Genomic DNA, 18545 nt, shown 5'->3' on the forward strand with positions numbered 1-18545 from the left:
GGGGCGTGCGGCCATAGCACAGCAACCCCACTGAGCAGTCGACCCTGGCAGGTCTTGCGCCGTAGACTGAGGGGGAGATGAGTAACGACACTGAGGTAGGCCACGAGCCGAACGAGCCGACACCCACGAGCGATGAGCTGGGCGGTGATGCTCTTGCGCGCATTCTGCGTCAGGAAGACGGCGCGGCGAATGTGATTCGTGACCTCTCGAGCGCACAGGCACTGGGCAGCGACGACCACGATGACCACGGCAGTGCGAGCGACACAATTGTCATGGATCGCGCCGACCGTGCCTCGCTGAAGCGCGTCGCTGGGCTGTCGACCGAGCTCGAAGACGTGACCGAGGTCGAGTACCGCCAGCTGCGGATCGAGAACGTTGTGTTGATCGGTGTGTTCTCGGGCAACGGCACCGCCGCACAAGAAGACGCAGAGAACTCGCTGCGTGAGCTCGCCGCGCTGTCAGAGACCGCTGGCGCCGTGGTGCTTGACGGGCTGCTGCAGCGTCGCCCGTTCCCCGACCCCGCCACCTACTTCGGTAAGGGCAAGGCGCAAGAGCTCAAGGATCTCGTGGCGGCGCTCGGCGCCGATACGGTGATTGCCGATAACGAGCTGTCGCCCAGCCAGCGCCGCGCGCTTGAGGATGTCGTGAAGGTGAAGGTCATTGACCGCACCGCCGTGATCCTCGATATTTTTAGCCAGCACGCCAAGAGCCGTGAGGGCAAGGCGCAGGTCGAGCTTGCCCAGATGCAGTACCTGCTGCCGCGTCTGCGCGGTTGGGGCGAGTCGATGTCGCGCCAGGCCGGTGGCCAGGTGGGCTCGGCGGGAGCTGGCATGGGCTCGCGTGGCCCCGGTGAGACGAAGATGGAGCTCGACCGCCGCAAGATCCACACCCGCATGGCGAAGCTGCGCAAGCAGATCGCCGAGATGGGCCCGGCCCGCGAGGCGAAGCGCGCGAACCGCAAGCGCGGCGAGGTGCCCTCGGTCGCGATCGCGGGGTACACGAACGCTGGCAAGTCGAGCCTGCTGAACCGGCTGATTGATTCGCACGAGCTCGTGCAGAACCAGCTGTTCGCCACGCTCGATACCGCGATTCGTCATGCTGAAACGAACGACGGCCGCACCTTCACCTACGCCGACACCGTCGGATTCGTGCGCAACCTGCCCCACCAGCTGGTCGAGGCGTTCCGCTCAACCTTTGAAGAGGTAGGCGAGGCCGACGTGATTTTGCACGTGGTCGACGGCTCGCACCCCGAGCCCGAGGCACAGCTGGCCACGGTGCGCGCGGTGGTCACCGACGTTGATGCGCAAAACATTCCCGAGGTCGTTGTCTTCAACAAGTCCGACCTGATCACTGACTCGCAGCGCCTCGTGCTGCACGGCCTCGTCTCTGACGCCGTGTTCGTCTCGGCCCGCACGGGTGAGGGCCTGGAAGAGCTGAAGGCGCGCGTGTATGCGGCGCTGCCGGTGCCGGATCGCGAAGTCACCGTCGTGGTGCCCTACGACCGCGGCGGGCTGGTCGCTGAAATGCACGAGCGCAACCGCGTCATCTCGACCGATTACGTCGAGGAGGGCACACAGGTACACGCCTATGTGTCAGACGAGATGTACTCGAAGATCGAGCCGTATCTCGTGTAATGCCGCGTGCCCGGTGACCTGAAAAGTCATCAGCGAGAGTCTCCACAGCCCAGTGTATGTCTAATAACAGACACACACTGGGCTGTTTTAGTGGGGGTAGATCTTGGGCGAGTGGCGCGGGCAGCGTGTAACTTGACGTAATTCACACGGCGACATAAAACACCACCGGGTGGCCTGCGCGATTACTTTAGGGAACACCAACGGCGCCCAAACCGGAGCGCTTCCCTCACCGTCGAAGGATCTCGCATGTCTGCAATCTCTCCGCTGTCTCAGGCCACCATTCTGGGATACCCCCGTATTGGTCGTCGCCGCGAACTCAAGCGCGCGATCGAATCGTTCTGGAAGGGCAACACGACCGAGGCAGAGCTGCAGGCCACCGCCCGCGAACTGCGCGCCACCACCCGCGCCCGCCTCGTCGAGCTCGGCCTCCCCACCGTGGGCAGCGCGATCCCCGAGAGCTTCAGCTTCTACGACCAGGTGCTCGACGCCACGCTCGCCCTCGGCGCGATCCCCGGCCGCTTCGCAAGCGTGACCGGCAGCGACCTCGACATCTACTTCTCGCTCGCCCGTGGCAACGACCAGCTGCAGCCGCTCGAAATGACCAAGTGGTTCGACACGAACTACCACTACAGCGTGCCCGAGATCGACGAGAACACAGGGCTCAAGGCAAACCCCGCGCAGCTCGTCGCCCAGGTCACCGAGGCACGCGAGCAGGGCATCGAGTCACGCCCCGTCATCGTCGGCCCCGTCACCTACCTGCTGCTGGCCAAGGCCTCCGATGACGCGGGTGAGGGCTTCGCGCCCATCGACCGCCTCGACGACGTCGTCGCCGTCTACGCCGAACTGCTGGGCGCGCTCGCCGCAGCTGGCGCCGGCTGGGTGCAGCTCGACGAGCCCGCCCTCGTGTCAGACTCGCTGTCGGTGCCCCGCGCCGAGACGCTCGCCCTGGTTGAGCGTGCCTACGCGGTGCTCGGTGCAGCGACAAACCGCCCCCAGATTCTGCTCACGGCCCCCTACGGCGACTCGTCGCAGGCGCTTGAGCGCCTCGGCAAGCTTCCCGTTGAAGCAGTGCAAGCCGACCTTGTGCGCGGCAGCTTGCCTACCGCGGCCCTCGCCTCGGGCGACCTCGCCGCAGCATTCACGGGCACGCAGCTCGTCGCAGGCGTCGTTGACGGCCGCAACATCTGGCGCACCGATCTGCGCCGCGCATTCTCACAGGCTGAGCAGCTGCAGACCGCGGGCATCAGCACCGTGATCGGCACCTCCAACAGCCTGCAGCACGTGCCCCACGATGTGGCAGACGAGCAGCAGCTCAGCGCGCAGCTCAAGGGCTGGCTCGCGTTCGCCGATCAGAAGGTCGGCCAGGTGGCCACGCTCGCCCGTGGCCTCGTCGAGGGCGCCGCAGCGATCGAGACCGAGCTCGCCGACACCGATGCAGCCCTCGCAGATCGTGCGCAGGCGGCGGGTGTGCGCGTGGACGGGATCCGGAGCCGCGTTGCAGCCACCGGTCAGCCCGAGCGCGACCGCGTGACCGAACAGGAGCGCCGCGATGCGCAGGCTGACCTGGGAATTCCGCAGCTCGCGACGACCACAATCGGTTCGTTCCCGCAGACCACCGAGATTCGTAAGGCCCGCGCCGCGTTCACGCGCGGCGAGATCGATCAGGCGCAGTACGACGGCTTCTTGCGCGAAGAGATTGAGCGCGTTATTCGCCTGCAGGAGGAAATCGGGCTTGACGTGCTCGTGCACGGTGAGGCCGAGCGCAACGACATGGTGCAGTACTTCGCCGAGCTGCTCGACGGCTTCGCGGTCACCGAGAACGGTTGGGTGCAGTCGTACGGCACCCGCGCCACGCGCCCGTCGATCCTGTGGGGCGATGTGTCACGCCCCGCGCCGATGACGGTTGCCTGGTCGGCCTTCGCCCAGTCGCTCACCGAGCGCCCCGTGAAGGGCATGCTCACGGGCCCCGTCACGATCCTCGCGTGGTCGTTCGTGCGTGATGACCAGCCGCTCGAAGACACCGCCAACCAGGTGGCGCTTGCCCTGCGCGACGAGATCGATGACCTCGTTTCGGCCGGCATCAAGATCGTGCAGGTCGATGAGCCCGCGCTGCGTGAGCTGCTGCCGCTCGACGCCGATCGCCAGGCCGCCTACCTCGACTGGTCGGTGGGTTCGTTCCGCCTCGCGACCGGTGGCGCTGGCGCCGACGTGCAGATCCACACGCACCTGTGCTACTCAGAGTTCGGCGAGATCATCGACGCCGTTGACGGCCTCGACGCCGACGTCACGAGCATCGAGGCAGCCCGCAGCCGCATGGACGTTGTCGTGCCGCTGGGCGACCACGGCTACTCGCGCGGCATCGGCCCGGGCGTCTACGACATCCACTCACCCCGCGTGCCCAGCACCGAGGAGCAGGCCGAGCTGATTCGCATCGCGGCCGCCAGCATCCCCGGCCAGCAGCTGTGGGTCAACCCCGACTGCGGCTTGAAGACGCGCGGCTACGACGAGACGATCGCGAGCCTCACGAACCTGGTGCGTGCGGCGCGCGAGGTGCGCGAGGCCGCGCTCGCCGGCGTCGCGTCATAGGCGAGCCGTGACTGACACTGTTGCTTCCGTGAGTGGCGCCGCTGCCGGCGCCACCGCGGCGTGGCCCGTGGGCGAGCTGCCGACCGAACCGGTCGGCTCTCTCCCGCGGCCCGCGCGGCTGCAGCGCGCGGTGCTCGACGCCGACACCGGTCTCGCCTTGGCGGCCGAAGTGGCCGCGGAGGAAGACCGGGCGGTGCGCGAGACGCTCGCCCGCCTCGCCGACACCGGATCGCCCATCGTCACTGACGGTGAGCAGCGTCGGCAGAGCTTTGCGAGCTACCCGCTGGGTGCGAATCCGGATCGCGGTGAGCCCGGCAAAGACCCCGTGTTTGCCGTGTTCGCCGATGGTCACCACCGCGTGATCCCCGCGCTCACCCGCGCACCGTTCGCGTTTCGCGCGTGGGCGGCCGCCGACGTGGCCGCGGCGCGCGCCCTCACCGACTTGCCGCTGAAGCAGGCGGTGGTGTCGCCGTCGATGCTGTCGCTGATGATGCCGGCCGATGGGCTGCTCGCGGCCCCCGGAGCCCCCGAGGTGCCCATTGATTACTCGCGCGCCGAGTTTCTCGACGATGTCGTGGCGGGGTGCGCCGAAGATATTCGCCGCTCGTTCGCTGCGGGCGCCTCGCGCGTCACCATCGACTTCACCGAGGGGCGGCTTGCGCTGCGCCGCGACCTGCGCGCGCCGTGGGCCGGGCCCGCAGCGCTGTCGGGGTTCATCGAGCTCATCAACCGCGTGCTCGACCGCGTGCCGCCCGAGCTGCGCGACGCCGTGGGCGTGCACACCTGCCCGGGCAACGACCACGACAGCGCGCACAGCGCCGACGTCGACTACGCCGAGCTGATCCCCGAGCTGTTTCAGATCGAAGCGGGGTACTTTCTGGTGCAGGCGGCGGGAGAAGCTGATCCGGATCGCGTGGCCCGGCTCGTTGGCCGCCAGCTGCGCGACCTCGCGAGCGCGGGCAAGCGCGCGCCGCGCGTGCTCTTCGGGGTGACGAACCCGACGAACCCGAAGCTCGAAACCGAGCAGGAAATCGCCGAGCAGTTGGTGCGGGCCGCGCGCTTCGTGCCGCCCGAGCTCATTGGATCGACCGATGATTGCGGGTTCTCTCCCTACCTGATCGATGAGAAGCCCAGGCACGGTTCGCCCGACTTTGCCCGCGATGTGGCGTTTGCCAAGATCGCGGCGCGCGTGCGCGGCACCCGCCGGGCGAGCGCAGAGCTTGCGGGCAGGCCCGCGGAGGTATTGGTATGAGTGACGTCCTCTTAACCGGCAGCGCTCCGACCCGGCCGAGGTTCTCGTTCGAGGTGTTTCCCGCCCGCAGCGGGGCCGCCGCGCTCGCCCTGGGCAATGCGGTGCAGCACCTCGCGGCGGTGGGCCCCGACTTCATCTCGGTGACCTACGGCGCCAACGGATCAAACCGTGATGCCTCGCGCGATCTCGTGCGCTACCTGCGCGATCACACGAACGCGCTGCCGCTCGCACACCTCACCACGGTGGGGGAGACGCGGCAGGCGATCCTCGAGACCATTCACGCGATTATGGACGCCGGCGTGCACGACTTTCTTGCGCTGCGGGGTGACCCGCCGCGCGGGGCGAGCGAAGATGACCCTGCGGTGTCGGGGTCGCTGAGTTCGCTCGAACTCGTCAAGCTCGTGGCGCAGGCGCGTGCAGAACGCCCCGCGTTCACGAGCGTGGGGCGCACCTCGGTCGCGGCGTACCCCAACGGGCACCCGCTGTCGCGGTCACGATCTGAGGACATTGACTGGCTCGTGGCGAAGCAGGAAGCCGGGGCGCAGTTCGCGGTTTCGCAGCTGTTCTTCAACGCCGACGAATACCTCAGCTATGTGAGCGACGCGCGAGATGCGGGCCTCACGATGCCGGTGCTACCGGGGCTGATGCCGGTGGCGACGGCCGCGCAGCTGCGCAAGGTGGCTGAGCTTGCCGGGCGCCCGGCTCCCGCCGAGCTCATGCGTGAGATCGAGGAGGCCGGGGGATACGCCCCAGAGCTCGGTGTTGAACACTCGGTGGCGCTCGCGAAAGAGCTGCTGGCGGGCGGGGCCCCGTCACTGCACCTCTACACCTTTAACCGGCACGAGCGCGTGCTCGCCGTGCTGCGTGAGCTCGAACTGCTGGCACCGGTGGCGGTGTAACGCGGGCTCGTTCTGCGCTTACCTATATACAACGAACGCGAGCTGCTCATCACTATCGATGAGCAGCTCGCGTTATTTGGTGTGTGGGGCTAGTTAGATCGAGCGCAGCACCGCGACGACCTTGCCGAGCACCTCGGCGTAGTCGCCCAGGATCGGCTCAAACGCGCTGTTGCGGGGGAGCAGCCAGGTGTGACCGTCGCGCCTGCGAAACACCTTTACGGTGGCTTCGCCATCGAGCATCGCGGCAACAATATCGCCGTTGTTGGCCTCGCGCTGCTGCCTGATGACGACAAAGTCGCCATCGCAGATGGCCGCATCGATCATCGAGTCGCCCACGACGCGCAGCATGAAGACCGTGCCGTCGCCCACGAGCTGGCGGGGCAGCGGCATGAGTTCTTCGACCTGCTGCTCTGCGGTGATGGGCACACCGGCGGCGATCTGGCCCACCAGTGGCACATATGCCGTCTCTTCGGCTTGCACGGGCGGCTCAGCGGGGGCCGCCGGAGCGGTGGGGTCGATGAGTACCTCGAGTGCGCGCGGGCGGTGCGGGTCGCGGCGAATGCAGCCCGCCAATTCGAGGCGGCTGAGCTGGTGGGTGACACTCGACAGCGACGACAGGCCGACGGCGTCGCCGATCTCGCGCATGCTCGGCGGGTAGCCGCGGTCTTCCACGGAGCTCGCGATGAACTCAAGAATTGAGCGCTGTTTATCGCTGAGGCGTTCAAGCCGACGTGCGATATCGACCATGATTGCTGCTCCTTCGATGTGGTGGTGCACTGTCGCCGGGGCTGCTGACTGCAATGTCGGTGGTACCTGCTTGAGTGCTCTCGTTAGTTCGAAACTCTACCGACTGCCTGATACTTGGCCAAACAAGTGTTCGAGTGTCGTGGTATTTCGTGCAAAACAACTTCGATTCTGAGGTTGCTCTTTCGATCTTTCGAAGATATATTCGAAACAGATGTTCGCATGACTGCGACAATCCACTTGAAGGGAACTCGACTATGAGTGCAACACTGACGCAGCTGCCTGCGGCGCGACGCGTTACCGGGCAGTACTCGTCCGCTCGCCAGGCGGCGCAGCCCACGGCAAGCATTCGGCTGACGCGCAGAGGGCGCTTCGTGTTTGGTGCGCTGGGTGTGTTTGGTGCGGCGGCCTCGCTCGCGCTGATCGCGTCGTTGTCAGCGGCCCCGGCCATCGCCGCCAACGAGGGCAGTGGTGCAACGTTCGGGTACGTGGTGGCGGCCCCCGGGGCGTCGCTGTGGCAGCTCGCCACCGAGCTCGACCCGTCGATGGATCCGCGTGACCTCGTCGCCGAGATCGTGCACTTGAACCAGTTGCAGGGCTCTGACGTGGTCGTGGGACAGTCCATCGCGGTGCCGCTGCGGTACACCGAAAGCCCCGCGGTGATGTCTGCCGATGAGCTGGGTCTGTAACGCACCCGCCCGTAACGCAACGCAGTCTGTTTCAGTGAACTACGCAGGAGATCGTAGACTGAGTGGGTGACCAGTCTGAGCGACCTCCCCCTCCGTGCAAATCTCGTCGGCAAGAGCCCCTACGGTGCCCCGCAAGATCCGGTGCCCGTAAGCCTGAACGTCAACGAGAACACCCATCCCATTCCCGACGAAGTCGTCGCAGATATTGCGGCAGCGCTCGAACGTGCAGTGCGCACCGCGAACCGCTACCCCGATCGTGACTTTGTTGAGTTGCGTGAAGCGCTCGCCGGGTACCTCGGGCACGGCCTCACCGCAGAGCAGCTGTGGGCGGCGAACGGTTCAAACGAGGTGCTGCAGCAGGTGCTGCAGGCCTTTGGTGGCCCCGGCCGCACTCTGCTGAGCTTCAGCCCCACCTACTCCATGTACCCGTTGCTTGCCGACGGCACCGACACCGCCTACATCGACGTGCCACGCCCCACGGGCTACCGGCTCACCCCCGAGAGTGTGCGCGCGGCGTTGACCGAGCACGCCCCGAGCATCGCGATCTTGTGCGGCCCCAATAACCCGACGGGTACGCCGCTCGACCGCGAAACGATTCTCGCGGCCTACGACGCATTCGACGGCATGCTGATCGTCGACGAAGCCTACTTCGAGTTCGACAACGAACGCGAGAGCGCGGTGACCCTGCTCGAGGGGCGCCCCCGCCTGCTCGTATCACGCACCATGAGCAAGGCCTTCGCCTTCGCCGGCGTGCGCCTGGGCTACCTCGCGGCCGACCCCGCGGTCATCGATGCGCTGCGCCTCGTGCGGCTGCCGTACCACCTGTCGGCGCTGACGCAGGCCGCGGCGACCACCGCAATCAAGCACGCAGCCACGATGCTCGCGACCGTTGATGACATTCGGGTGCAGCGCGACCGGCTGGCCGCGGCACTCACCGAGCTTGGCTACCGCGTGCACGATTCGGGCGCCAACTTCATTCTCGTGGGCGGCTTCCTGGATCCCAATGGCATGTTCGAAGAACTGCGTGCGCGGGGCATTTTGATCCGGCACCTGGGGATCGCAGGCCACCTGCGGATCACCGCGGGCACCGAGGCCGAAACGACCGAGGTTATTCGAGCCATCACCGAGCTCACAACTCTCAGCTCCTAGCCAGAAGCTCTCCCTATAGGGTCGAGGCATGACGTCAGCCCCTGAAGTTCTGCCCCGTCACATCCTCGAACGCCGGTTGCGCAGCGCGCGCCTGTGGAACGTGATGCTTGCCGTGATCGCGGCACTCGCGTTGGTGTTCGGGGGTGTGATGTGGTCGCAGAACTCCTCGGGTAACCAGGCTGCAGTGGCAGTGGCAGTGGCAGTGGCAGACGGCGCCGGTAACGCGGCGCCCGAAGCGACGACCCCCGAGCTCACCGGCGAGGTCGACGGCGCTGCCGCCGAGCAGCCCGCAACGGGTGCCGCACCGGTGGTTGAACGACGCATCGAGGGCGACCCGATGGCCATCGGTGACATCGACGCCCCCGTCGTGTTGTCAGAGTGGGTAGACCTGCGCTGCCCCTACTGCGCGGTGTACACCCGCGATACCCTCCCCGACGTCGTCAAGGAGTACGTCGACTCGGGCAAGGTGCGCATTGAGATGCACGACGTTGCATTCTTCGGCGAGGAGTCGCTGCGTGCCTCAACGGCGGCCCGGGCCGCGGCCGAGCAGGGTAAGTACTTTGAGTTTCTCGACGCCGTCTACGAGGCAGCCCCAGAATCTGGGCACCCCGAGCTGACGACGAAAGAACTCATCGGTCACGCCCGCACCGCTGGCGTCCCCAATATTGAGCTGTTCACGAGCGACATGGAGCGCGAAGACCTGCGCGCCGAGGTCACCCAGATGACGACCGAGGCGAGCGAACTCGGCGTCACGGGCGTGCCCTTCTTCGCCGTCGACGGGCAGGCGTTTAGCGGCGCCCAGCCCATCGACTACTTCCGCGAGTTCCTCGACTCGATGGTCGCCGAGAAATAATGAACCTGACGCTGGCGGGAGCGTTTCTCGGCGGCGTGCTCACGCTGCTGAGCCCGTGCTCGGTGATGCTGCTGCCCGCGTTCTTTGCCTACGCATTCACGAACACGCGCGCATTGTTTGTGCGCACCGGTGTCTTCTTTCTCGGGCTGGCAAGCGCGCTCGTACCGCTCGGGCTGCTGGCCGGCACGGTCGGCGCATGGGTGAGTCAATACCGATTTGAACTGGTGACGGTCGCCTCTTGGCTCGTCATTGCCCTGGGAGTGCTGCTGGCCTGCGGCGTCAGGCTTCCCGGCGTGATGCGCCAGCGCGGCCCAGCGGGCGCCTCGGCACTGGCCGTCTTTGCGCTGGGGGCCGTCTACGGCCTGGCAGGTGTCTGCGCGGGCCCGCTGCTGGGCGCTGCCCTCACCTTTGCGGCGTTCGGTGCGAACGCTGCCTTCGGTGGGCTGGTGCTGCTGGTATTTGCGGCGGGGATGACGCTGCCGCTCATGGTGCTCGCGCTGCTCTGGAGCCGCATTCCGGCCATCCGAAAGCTGGTGCGGCCGCGCGAACTGCGCATCGGTGCCTGGCGCAACGCGTGGACAAATGTGATTGGCGGGGTGCTGACCGCGTTGATTGGCGTGCTGCTGCTCGTCACCCGCGGTACCACGACGATTGGTGGGCTGGTGGGAGCAACCGCGCAGGCGCAGCTGGAGGGAGACGTGATGCGTCTCACCTCGATGGTGCCTAACTGGGTGATCGCCGTCATCTTTATCGTGTGTGCAGGGGCGTGGGCCGCCGTGGTGGTGGTGCGCGCGAGCCCGACCTCGCCGCAACCCGCGTGTGCGGCCGCCAGCTCCAGCGCGCTGCACGGGGGAGCCACCGAAGCTGAGTAGACTGGACACATGTCCGCAGCATCACGAACAGCGTCGCTCGAGCGTGTCACGAGTGAATCGCAGATCAGTCTCTCAGTCAACCTCGACGGCTCAGGCGAGTCAGATATCGAAACGGGCGTGCCCTTCTTCGATCACATGCTCACCGCTTTTGCCCGCCACTCGCTCACCGATTTGACGGTGCGCGCCACAGGCGACGTGCATATTGATGTACACCACACGGTTGAAGACACCGGCATCCTGCTGGGGCAGGCCCTGCTGCAGGCCCTCGGCGATAAGAGCGGCATTTCGCGCTACGGCGATGCCCTCGTGCCGTTGGATGAAGCACTCGCGCAGGCCGTCGTTGATATTTCTGGCCGCCCCTACCTCGTGCACTCGGGGGAGCCCGCAGGCTTCGAATTCCACCTCATCGGCGGCCACTTCACCGGCTCCATGGTGCGCCACTTCTTTGAGGCCCTCGTCTTGAATGCTCGCCTCACCGCACACATCAAGCTCGTTGAGGGGCGCGACCCGCACCACATCGCCGAGGCCGAGTTCAAGGCATTCGCGCGCGCATTCCGCGTCGCCAAGGCACTCGATCCCCTCGTCAAGGGTGTGCCGTCCACCAAGGGCGCTCTGTGACCGCGAAGCAGGTGGTCGTGCTCGACTACGGTTCGGGCAACGTGCACTCTGCAGTGAAGGCGCTCGTCGCCGCCGGCGCCGAGGTGACGCTCACGCGTGACCCCAAGCTTGTTGCCGAAGCCGATGGCCTGTTCGTGCCAGGCGTGGGCGCGTTCGACGCCGTCATGCAGCAGCTGCGCGATGTGCGCGGCGATGAAATGATCGATCGCCGGCTCGCGGGCGGTCGCCCGGTGCTGGGCGTGTGCGTGGGCCAGCAGGTGATGTTCGCGCGTGGTATCGAGCGCGGCGTCGACGTTGAAGGCCTCGGGCAGTGGCCTGAGACCGTGCACCAGCTGAAGGCTGATGTGCTGCCCCACATGGGCTGGAACACCGTCGACGCTCCCGAAGACTCCACGTTGTTTCACGGTATTGAGCACGAACGCTTCTACTTTGTGCACAGCTACGCGGCCACCGAATGGTCGATTGAGGGCCGTGGCGCGGCCACTCGCCCCCGCGTGACGTGGGCCGAGCACGGCGAGCGATTCGTCGCGGCCGTCGAGAACGGGCCGTTGTGCACGACCCAGTTCCACCCCGAGAAGTCGGGCGAGGCCGGTATCCAGCTGCTGCGCAACTGGATCGCCACGCTCTAACGCTGTTGCGCCGGCCGCGTTGCCGGCGCCCCATGACACCCCACTGACGAGGAGAGACTCGAGATGACCGAATTCGCTGTGACCCCGAAACTGCAGCTGCTGCCCGCCATCGACATGGTCGACGGTAAGGCTGTGCGCCTCACCCAGGGCGAGGCCGGCACCGAGACCAACTACGGCAGCCCCGTAGACGCCGCCATGGACTGGATCGAGCAGGGGGCCGAATGGATTCACCTCGTCGACCTCGATGCCGCATTCGGGCGCGGATCGAACGTGTCAGTGGCGAAGAAGATCATTAGCCGTGCCGGCAACGTGAACATCGAGTTCTCGGGCGGCATTCGCGATGACGCGAGCCTCGAGGCCGCGCTCGACATGGGCGCACGCCGTGTCAACCTCGGCACTGCCGCGCTTGAGAACCCCGAGTGGACCCGCTCGGTGATCGCTCGCTTCGGTGACCAGATCGCGGTCGGTCTCGACGTGCGCGGCGAGGTACTCTCGACGCGCGGCTGGACCGAAGATGCCGGCAACATCTGGGAGGTGCTGGCTCGCCTCGAAGACGCCGGTTGCCCCCGCTACGTCGTCACCGACGTCACCAAAGACGGCACGATGCGCGGCCCCAACCTCGAGCTGCTGGCCAAGATGTGCGAGCACACCGATCGCCCCGTTGTCGCCTCGGGCGGCGTCTCAAGCCTCGAAGACCTGGTGGCTCTGCGCGGTCTCGTCCCCAACGGTGTTGAGGGCGCGATCATCGGCAAGGCGCTGTACGACGGCGCGTTCACGCTGCCCGCAGCGCTCGATATCGCTTCGCGGTAGGGCGTAAGCATCGTGGCGATTAAACGGCTCCCTTCCACCGGTGACGCCCCCCGCGCGACGGGGGTGCCCGACAGTCTCGTGCCGGGCGGCCCCGCCGACTCCGCAGGGTTTCCCTGGGCCGGGCGCACGTTTGATCACCACGAAACCGCGTTTGAGGGCGACACGGGCGAGACGCCCGAGCGTCTGCGTCTCGCGGTGCTCAACCTGCGCGCGATCGCTGCAGAAGCGGCGGCGGCCCCCAGCGCGGAAGCGCATTGGGATGCGGTCGCCAGGCTCGCCGACGCACACGCCGAAGTGATTGCGGCGCTTGGTGAATCCCGCGTGCTCGTGCCCATGGTGGCCGAGGCGGGCGACATCGGGCTCACCCCCGAGGGCAAGACGGTCGAGAAGACGCAGGAGCTGTCGATCGTCGCGGTGGCAGCCCCCGACGGCCGCACGGTGCTGCCGGTATTCAGCTCGACCGCCGCCATGACCGCGTGGAACAACACTGCCCGGCCGATTCCGGTGCCGGGGCCACAGGCCGCAGTCGCCGCGGCGCAAGAAGAACACGATCTCATTGTGATTGACGCGGGCAGCGCCGATCTCGTGTACGGCGTGCGCCGCCCCGCCATCGCCGCCCTCGCGCTCGGCGAGCGCTACGTGCCGGCCTGGGCCGACGCCGAGGTCGTGGCCGCCTTCGAGGCCTCGGCCGCCGCCGAGCCCGATGTGGCGCGCGTCTGGATTGCCCCGGCAGATCTCGCGGGGACGCTCGCGGCTCCCGAGGTCGATGTCAGGATCCGGATCTCGCGTGCCCTCACCCGCCCCGAGCTTGAGGCGCTGCTCGGCCGGCTCCAGGGGGCGTGGGCAGGGGAGACCGTGATCGCCGACCGCGTGGATTCGCTGCGCGTGTTCCCGATGCTGCCCGATAACGCGCGCCCCGCAGCTTAACCCCGCGAGGCGTCTCAGCTAGGCTCAAACCATGAGCCTCGTTGATGACCCCCGCCCGTACACGCAGCGCACCGAGGTGCGCAGAGTTGGCGAAAGCGGGCTGCACCTGCCGCTTTTGTCGCTCGGCATGTGGCAGAACTTTGGTGATGATCGCCCGCGCGAAACCCAGCGCGAACTGATTACCGGCGCGTTTGATCGCGGCATTTTTCACTTCGATCTCGCGAATAATTACGGCCCGCCCTACGGTTCGGCCGAGCGCAACTTCGGTCAGATTCTTGCGAGCGATCTCGCCGCGCACCGCGATGAGATTCTGATCTCGACGAAGGCGGGCTGGGATATGTGGCCCGGGCATCACGGTGCCGGCGCGAGCCGCAAGCACCTGATCACGAGCCTCGACCGCTCACTCGAGCGCATCGGCGTCGACAGCGTTGACGTGTTTTACACGCACCGGCCAGACCCGCGCGTGCCGCTCGAAGAGACCGCCCGCGCGCTCGATCACATCGTGCGTACTGGCCGTGCCCACTACATCGGCATGTCCTCCTATGGTGCCGAAGCGAGCCGTGAGCTCGCGACCATGATGCGCGACCTGGGCACCCCGATCACGATTCACCAGCCGTCATACAACATGCTGAACCGGTGGATCGAAACCGAGGGGCTGCTCGATGTGGCGCGCGAGCAGGGCTTCGGCGTCATCGGATTCACGGCGCTGGCGCAGGGCATGCTGACGAACAAGTACCTGGACGGGATGCCCGAGGGTGCGCGCGGCGCAGCCCCCAGCTCCTTCAGTAACGAGGCCCTGACCGATGAAGTGCGTGACCGCCTGCGCGGCATCGCCAAGATCGCGGCTAGCCGTGGGCAGTCGCTGGCCCAACTGGCGTTGGCCTGGGCGCTGCGCGACACACGGGTGTCGAGCCTCGTGGTGGGCGCAAGCCGGCTGTCGCAGCTTGACGAGAACTGGCGTGCGCTCGAAAACCTCACCCTGTCGACCGACGAAATCACCCAGATCGACGGGCTGCTTGCTGGCCTCGACGTCAATGTCGACCTGTGGCGTGACGCTCGCCTCGGCGGAGATGTGCCGGTGCTGGTGTAGCGCTGAAAACGGTGGCCCAGCATTGAGGCTGGGCCACCGGATCGCTGGGCGACTGGGAACCCGCGAGGTGGAGCCGGTTACAGCAGATTGAGCAGCAGCACGTAGCAGGCCGTGCCCGCCGCGATACTGATGAGCGCGCGTCGTTTCGTGACGAGGTGCACCAGCACCGTCACCGCTGTTGCGATGAGTACCGGGAAGACGCGGCCGGGCGCCGCCGTAATCTGGTCTCGAAACACGACGATGGCCAAAATGATGAGGATGCCCGCGGGCATCCACTGCCCGAGTGCCTGCACAAACTTCGACTTGCGCAGTGGCTTGAGCGCTGCGAAGGGCAGCGCGCGCAGCGCGAGGGTAATGACGCCCGCGACCGCGACGCCCGCAATGAGATAGCCGGTGCTAGGCACGATCATCCTCCTGCGGTAAATCTGAGTCTGTGGCGGCATCGGGAGCCGAGGTGCCGCGTCGTTTATTGAGCAAGAACCGCAGCCCGAGCAACACCGTATAGATAATGAGTGCCACAAGCAGGGTGTTCTCGCCGGCCACCAGCATCGAAGCTCCCACTGCGAGGCAGGCAAGCACCGCAGAGGGCAGTTCGCGGCGGCCCCTGATGGCATCCATCGCCATCACGACAAACAGGGCGACGAGCGCGAACTCAAAGCCCTCAATGGGGGCGGGGAGCGCGGCCGCGATCAACGCGCCGAGCAGACTGCCCGATACCCAGTAGGCCTGCATGGCCAGCTGCCCGGTCACAATGCGTGCTGAGCTGAGCTTATCGGGCGGCAGCAATACGTAGGTGGCGTAGGCCTCGTCGATCATCGCGTAGACCGAGTATGCGCGGGGGAGCCCCCTGCGTACCTGGCCCAACGGAAACGAGAACGCATAAAAAACGTGCCGAAAGTTCACCGCAAACACGGTGGCGGCGATGGTGACCAGCGGGGTTGCCGCCGCGAGCATGCTCACGAGCAACAACTCCACTGATCCGGCAAAGATGCCGATCGAGAGCGCCGGGGCCAGCCAGCCGGGGAGGCCGGCTTGGATGACCAAAATACCCAGCGCAATGCCGAGGGGGAAGATGCCCAGGCCGACGCCTAAGGAATCGCGAAGGCCGGCCGCCGCGCCGACGCGGCGCGGCGAACCGTGATCTGTGTGCTGCATATTCCGTTCTTGCTTCGGCCGCTGGGGCGCGAGGGAGGGTGCGCGTGTCGCGCGCACAAAACCGCTTTAGTTGACGGGTCCGGTGTACTTCTCGCCCGGGCCCTTGCCGATGGGATCGGGAATGACCGAGGCCTCGCGGAAGGCGAGCTGCACCGAGCGCAGGCCGTCGCGCAGGCTGCGCGCGTGCATGTCGCTGACTTCGGGTGCCGCTGCGGTGATGAGGCCAGCCAACGAGTTGATGAGCTTACGTGCCTCATCGAGATCGGTCTGAGTCTCGGGGTCATCTGCCAGGCCGACCTTCACGGCGGCCGCGCTCAGCAGGTGCACGCAGGCGGTCGTGATGACCTCAACGGCTGCAACATCAGCGATGTCGCGGGTGGCCTGCGCCACGTCTTCGTCGTGCTGGGGGAGGTCTGCGTTCTGCTCGCTCATGCTGTCCTGTTCTTTCGAAGCTGTTTCTGTGCTAAGATTGGTTCGGTTCTCGGCTTGCGCCGAGATATCGGAAGAGGAGATCCTCCCACCCGGCACCGTATCTAGGTTACCGGGTAGTTGACACCCCGTCGTTCGCGACAGCTTGAGGGTGTGGGAAAGCGCGTGCGCATTCTTTGGTTACCCTCCTTCCGGTGCTTCAGTCGAAGTCCAATCATCGAGAGTAGAGGAGCCGGCGATCAGCGATCCCCGTACGAATGACAGAATCCGCGTCCCCGAGGTGCGACTGGTTGGTCCCAGTGGCGAGCAGATCGGTGTCGTGCCGATTGAGAATGCGCTGCGCCTAGCGGCTGACGCCGATCTCGATCTCGTCGAGGTTGCCCCGAACTCTAAGCCCCCCGTGGCGAAGATTATGGACTTCGGCAAGTTCAAGTATGAGGCGGCCCAGAAGCAGAAGGAAGCCCGTCGCAACCAGGCGAACACGATCCTCAAAGAGGTTCGTTTCCGTCTGAAGATTGACAAGCACGACTACGAGACCAAAACCAAGCGCGCAATGGGCTTCCTGGCCCAGGGCGACAAGGTGAAGGCAATGATCCTGTTCCGCGGTCGCGAGCAGTCGCGCCCCGAGATGGGTGTGCGCCTCCTGCAGCAGTTCGCAGAGGACATCGTCGAGTTCGGCGCAGTGGAATCCACTCCCCGCATTGACGGTCGCAACATGGTGATGGTCATTGCACCGCACAAGAACAAGTCTGAAGCGAAGGCCGAGCTGAACGCTCGCCGTGCCGAAGAAAAAGCCACCCGCAAGTCTGAAAAGACTCCGGGCGAATAAGCTTCGGCGTTTCTAACGCCGTCTAAGACGCGGCCCCCGGGCGCGCACACAACCAAGGAGAAATTGATGCCTAAGCAGAAGACCCACTCGGGTGCCAAGAAGCGTTTCAAGCTGACCGGCTCCGGCAAGCTGATGAAGCAGCGTGCCGGCATGCGCCACAACCTTGAGGTTAAGTCCTCGAAGCGCAAGCGCGCGCTGAACGCTGAGCAGGTGCTCTCGAAGGGCGACGCAAAGGTCGCCATGAAGCTCCTCGGCCACTAAGCCTGAGCTCATCGCTTTCATCTGAGAATTTTCGTAAGGAAGAACTGAAATGGCAAGAGTAAAACGGGCCGTCAACGCCCACAAGAAGCGTCGCGTAATCCTTGAGCGCGCCGAGGGCTACCGCGGTCAGCGTTCACGCCTGTACCGTAAGGCCAAGGAGCAGGTCACTCACTCGCTCGTTTACGCATACAACGACCGTCGTAAGCGTAAGGGTGACTTCCGTCGCCTGTGGATCCAGCGCATCAACGCTGGTGCACGCGCCAACGGCCTGACGTACAACCGTCTCATCCAGGGCCTCGCGCTCGCCAATGTTGAGGTTGACCGTCGCATGCTCTCGGAGCTTGCAACCAACGAGCCCGCAACTTTTGCTGCAATCGTTGAGATCGCGAAGAAGGCACTGCCCGCTGACACGTCAGCACCCAAGGCAGCGTAATTCACGCTCTTCCTTAAATAACCCCGCGCCATTCGGCGCGGGGTTATTTGCATATACGGGGGATGCTGTGGCGCTGCAGTGCTGCAGTACCGCTCAGCTGCTCCGCTACTCGGGCCGGGTAGGGGAGATCGCTTGCCACATCCACTCCGCTGCGATCTCGTGAGACGGCAAAGGATCTATGACAAGCCAAGCTTCCACCACGCCAAAGATTGCGCCCGCTGTTCCTGCGGCCTCGATCTCGATCGGCGCAGAACGGGTACGCCCCGAACCGACAAGTTCGATTCCCTCGCGTACCAGCTGAACGGTGCGGGCTCGCACTCGGCTGGCTACCCGCGACGACCCGTGGGGGCCTAGGGCCTGCCGGTACAGGTCTGCGTGATCGGCAAAGTGCTTCGCGAAGCGCACGAGTTCGGTGGGTGGGGCATCAAAATGCGTGAGCGGAATCGCTTGACGCAACCTGGTTGCGCTCACCTCGAGCGTTTCAAGTGCGCTCGCGAGCAGCTCTTCACGGTCAGCGAAGTGCTGGTAAAAGCTGCTGCGATTCACCCCGGCAAGTGCCACAATCTCGGTCACCGGAATGTCGTTAATCGGCCGATGTGCGGCCAAATCAAGCACCGCCGCGAAGAGGGTGGCCTGGGTGTGTGCTGCGCGTGGATCCATGCCTTGATTCTGCCAGTTCGCTGATG

21 protein-coding genes are annotated in these 18545 nt (G+C 65.8%); 16 read left to right on the forward strand and 5 right to left on the reverse strand.

The window, feature by feature from the left end; genetic code table 11:
- Window positions 1-77 precede the first annotated feature (77 nt).
- The 4 genes from hflX (at window position 78) to JOF28_RS13995 (ending at window position 6371) form a co-directional block, all read left to right on the forward strand.
- Window positions 78-1634: a GTPase HflX gene (gene hflX / locus JOF28_RS13980; RefSeq protein ID WP_209706479.1), complete on the forward strand. Its 1557-nt coding sequence runs from the start codon at window positions 78-80 to the stop codon at window positions 1632-1634.
- A 246-nt stretch (window positions 1635-1880) separates the two neighbouring features.
- The gene (gene metE / locus JOF28_RS13985; RefSeq protein WP_209706481.1) at window positions 1881-4220 is read left to right on the forward strand and encodes a 5-methyltetrahydropteroyltriglutamate--homocysteine S-methyltransferase; all 2340 of its coding nucleotides are present in this window, start codon (window positions 1881-1883) and stop codon (window positions 4218-4220) included.
- 7 nt (window positions 4221-4227) lie between these two features.
- On the forward strand, window positions 4228-5472 hold the full coding sequence (locus JOF28_RS13990; RefSeq protein WP_342452182.1) for a uroporphyrinogen decarboxylase/cobalamine-independent methonine synthase family protein: 1245 nt from the start codon (window positions 4228-4230) through the stop codon (window positions 5470-5472).
- A complete protein-coding gene (locus JOF28_RS13995; RefSeq protein ID WP_209706489.1) occupies window positions 5469-6371 on the forward strand; it encodes a methylenetetrahydrofolate reductase in 903 nt (300 codons plus the stop codon). Before JOF28_RS13990 ends, JOF28_RS13995 begins: the two co-directional genes overlap by 4 nt.
- Window positions 6372-6464: 93 nt before the next feature.
- Here the strand turns inward: JOF28_RS13995 and lexA are convergent, their stop codons facing one another.
- Window positions 6465-7118, reverse strand: coding sequence for a transcriptional repressor LexA (lexA, locus tag JOF28_RS14000; RefSeq protein ID WP_209706491.1), 654 nt, complete (start codon window positions 7116-7118; stop codon window positions 6465-6467).
- 254 nt (window positions 7119-7372) lie between these two features.
- Between lexA and JOF28_RS14005 the strand changes: the two genes are divergently transcribed.
- The 9 genes from JOF28_RS14005 to JOF28_RS14045 all read left to right on the forward strand — a co-directional run bounded on the left by JOF28_RS14005 (window position 7373) and on the right by JOF28_RS14045 (window position 14752).
- Window positions 7373-7804: a hypothetical protein gene (locus JOF28_RS14005; RefSeq protein WP_209706493.1), complete on the forward strand. Its 432-nt coding sequence runs from the start codon at window positions 7373-7375 to the stop codon at window positions 7802-7804.
- 66 nt (window positions 7805-7870) lie between these two features.
- Window positions 7871-8953: a histidinol-phosphate transaminase gene (locus JOF28_RS14010; RefSeq protein WP_209706495.1), complete on the forward strand. Its 1083-nt coding sequence runs from the start codon at window positions 7871-7873 to the stop codon at window positions 8951-8953.
- Between the two features lie 28 nt (window positions 8954-8981).
- On the forward strand, window positions 8982-9806 hold the full coding sequence (locus JOF28_RS14015) for a DsbA family protein (protein ID WP_245189987.1): 825 nt from the start codon (window positions 8982-8984) through the stop codon (window positions 9804-9806).
- The gene (locus tag JOF28_RS14020) at window positions 9806-10678 is read left to right on the forward strand and encodes a cytochrome c biogenesis CcdA family protein (RefSeq protein ID WP_209706497.1); all 873 of its coding nucleotides are present in this window, start codon (window positions 9806-9808) and stop codon (window positions 10676-10678) included. Before JOF28_RS14015 ends, JOF28_RS14020 begins: the two co-directional genes overlap by 1 nt.
- 9 nt (window positions 10679-10687) lie before the next feature.
- Entirely contained in the window at window positions 10688-11296 is a 609-nt protein-coding gene (hisB, locus tag JOF28_RS14025; RefSeq protein ID WP_209706499.1) for an imidazoleglycerol-phosphate dehydratase HisB, read from the forward strand.
- The gene (gene hisH / locus JOF28_RS14030; protein WP_209706501.1) at window positions 11293-11925 is read left to right on the forward strand and encodes an imidazole glycerol phosphate synthase subunit HisH; all 633 of its coding nucleotides are present in this window, start codon (window positions 11293-11295) and stop codon (window positions 11923-11925) included. The genes hisB and hisH overlap by 4 nt, the downstream gene beginning before the upstream one ends.
- Window positions 11926-11988: 63 nt before the next feature.
- Window positions 11989-12735: a bifunctional 1-(5-phosphoribosyl)-5-((5-phosphoribosylamino)methylideneamino)imidazole-4-carboxamide isomerase/phosphoribosylanthranilate isomerase PriA gene (gene priA, locus JOF28_RS14035; RefSeq protein ID WP_209706503.1), complete on the forward strand. Its 747-nt coding sequence runs from the start codon at window positions 11989-11991 to the stop codon at window positions 12733-12735.
- Window positions 12736-12747: 12 nt separating this feature from the next.
- Window positions 12748-13662, forward strand: coding sequence for an SseB family protein (locus tag JOF28_RS14040; RefSeq protein ID WP_209706505.1), 915 nt, complete (start codon window positions 12748-12750; stop codon window positions 13660-13662).
- 31 nt (window positions 13663-13693) lie between these two features.
- On the forward strand, window positions 13694-14752 hold the full coding sequence (locus tag JOF28_RS14045; RefSeq protein WP_209706507.1) for an aldo/keto reductase: 1059 nt from the start codon (window positions 13694-13696) through the stop codon (window positions 14750-14752).
- A gap of 77 nt (window positions 14753-14829) precedes the next feature.
- Here the strand turns inward: JOF28_RS14045 and JOF28_RS14050 are convergent, their stop codons facing one another.
- From JOF28_RS14050 to JOF28_RS14060, 3 genes are all read right to left on the reverse strand, one after another.
- Complete coding sequence (locus JOF28_RS14050) at window positions 14830-15156, reverse strand: branched-chain amino acid transporter permease (protein ID WP_342452183.1); 327 nt, start codon at window positions 15154-15156, stop codon at window positions 14830-14832.
- The gene (locus tag JOF28_RS14055; RefSeq protein WP_209706511.1) at window positions 15149-15907 is read right to left on the reverse strand and encodes an AzlC family ABC transporter permease; all 759 of its coding nucleotides are present in this window, start codon (window positions 15905-15907) and stop codon (window positions 15149-15151) included. The genes JOF28_RS14050 and JOF28_RS14055 overlap by 8 nt, the downstream gene beginning before the upstream one ends.
- A 66-nt stretch (window positions 15908-15973) precedes the next feature.
- Window positions 15974-16339, reverse strand: a complete 366-nt coding sequence (locus JOF28_RS14060; RefSeq protein ID WP_209706513.1) for a DUF1844 domain-containing protein — start codon at window positions 16337-16339, stop codon at window positions 15974-15976.
- A 235-nt stretch (window positions 16340-16574) separates the two neighbouring features.
- On the opposite strand from JOF28_RS14060, the gene infC reads away from it, so the two are divergent.
- The 3 genes from infC to rplT all read left to right on the forward strand — a co-directional run bounded on the left by infC (window position 16575) and on the right by rplT (window position 17859).
- A complete protein-coding gene (gene infC, locus JOF28_RS14065) occupies window positions 16575-17165 on the forward strand; it encodes a translation initiation factor IF-3 (protein ID WP_209707149.1) in 591 nt (196 codons plus the stop codon).
- A gap of 66 nt (window positions 17166-17231) precedes the next feature.
- Entirely contained in the window at window positions 17232-17426 is a 195-nt protein-coding gene (gene rpmI / locus JOF28_RS14070) for a 50S ribosomal protein L35 (RefSeq protein ID WP_209706515.1), read from the forward strand.
- Between the two features lie 49 nt (window positions 17427-17475).
- A complete protein-coding gene (gene rplT, locus JOF28_RS14075) occupies window positions 17476-17859 on the forward strand; it encodes a 50S ribosomal protein L20 (protein ID WP_209706517.1) in 384 nt (127 codons plus the stop codon).
- Window positions 17860-17964: 105 nt separating this feature from the next.
- Here the strand turns inward: rplT and JOF28_RS14080 are convergent, their stop codons facing one another.
- Window positions 17965-18519, reverse strand: a complete 555-nt coding sequence (locus JOF28_RS14080) for a TetR/AcrR family transcriptional regulator (RefSeq protein WP_209706519.1) — start codon at window positions 18517-18519, stop codon at window positions 17965-17967.
- Window positions 18520-18545 lie beyond the last annotated feature (26 nt).

The organism is Leucobacter exalbidus, from assembly GCF_017834145.1.
GTDB lineage: Bacteria > Actinomycetota > Actinomycetes > Actinomycetales > Microbacteriaceae > Leucobacter > Leucobacter exalbidus.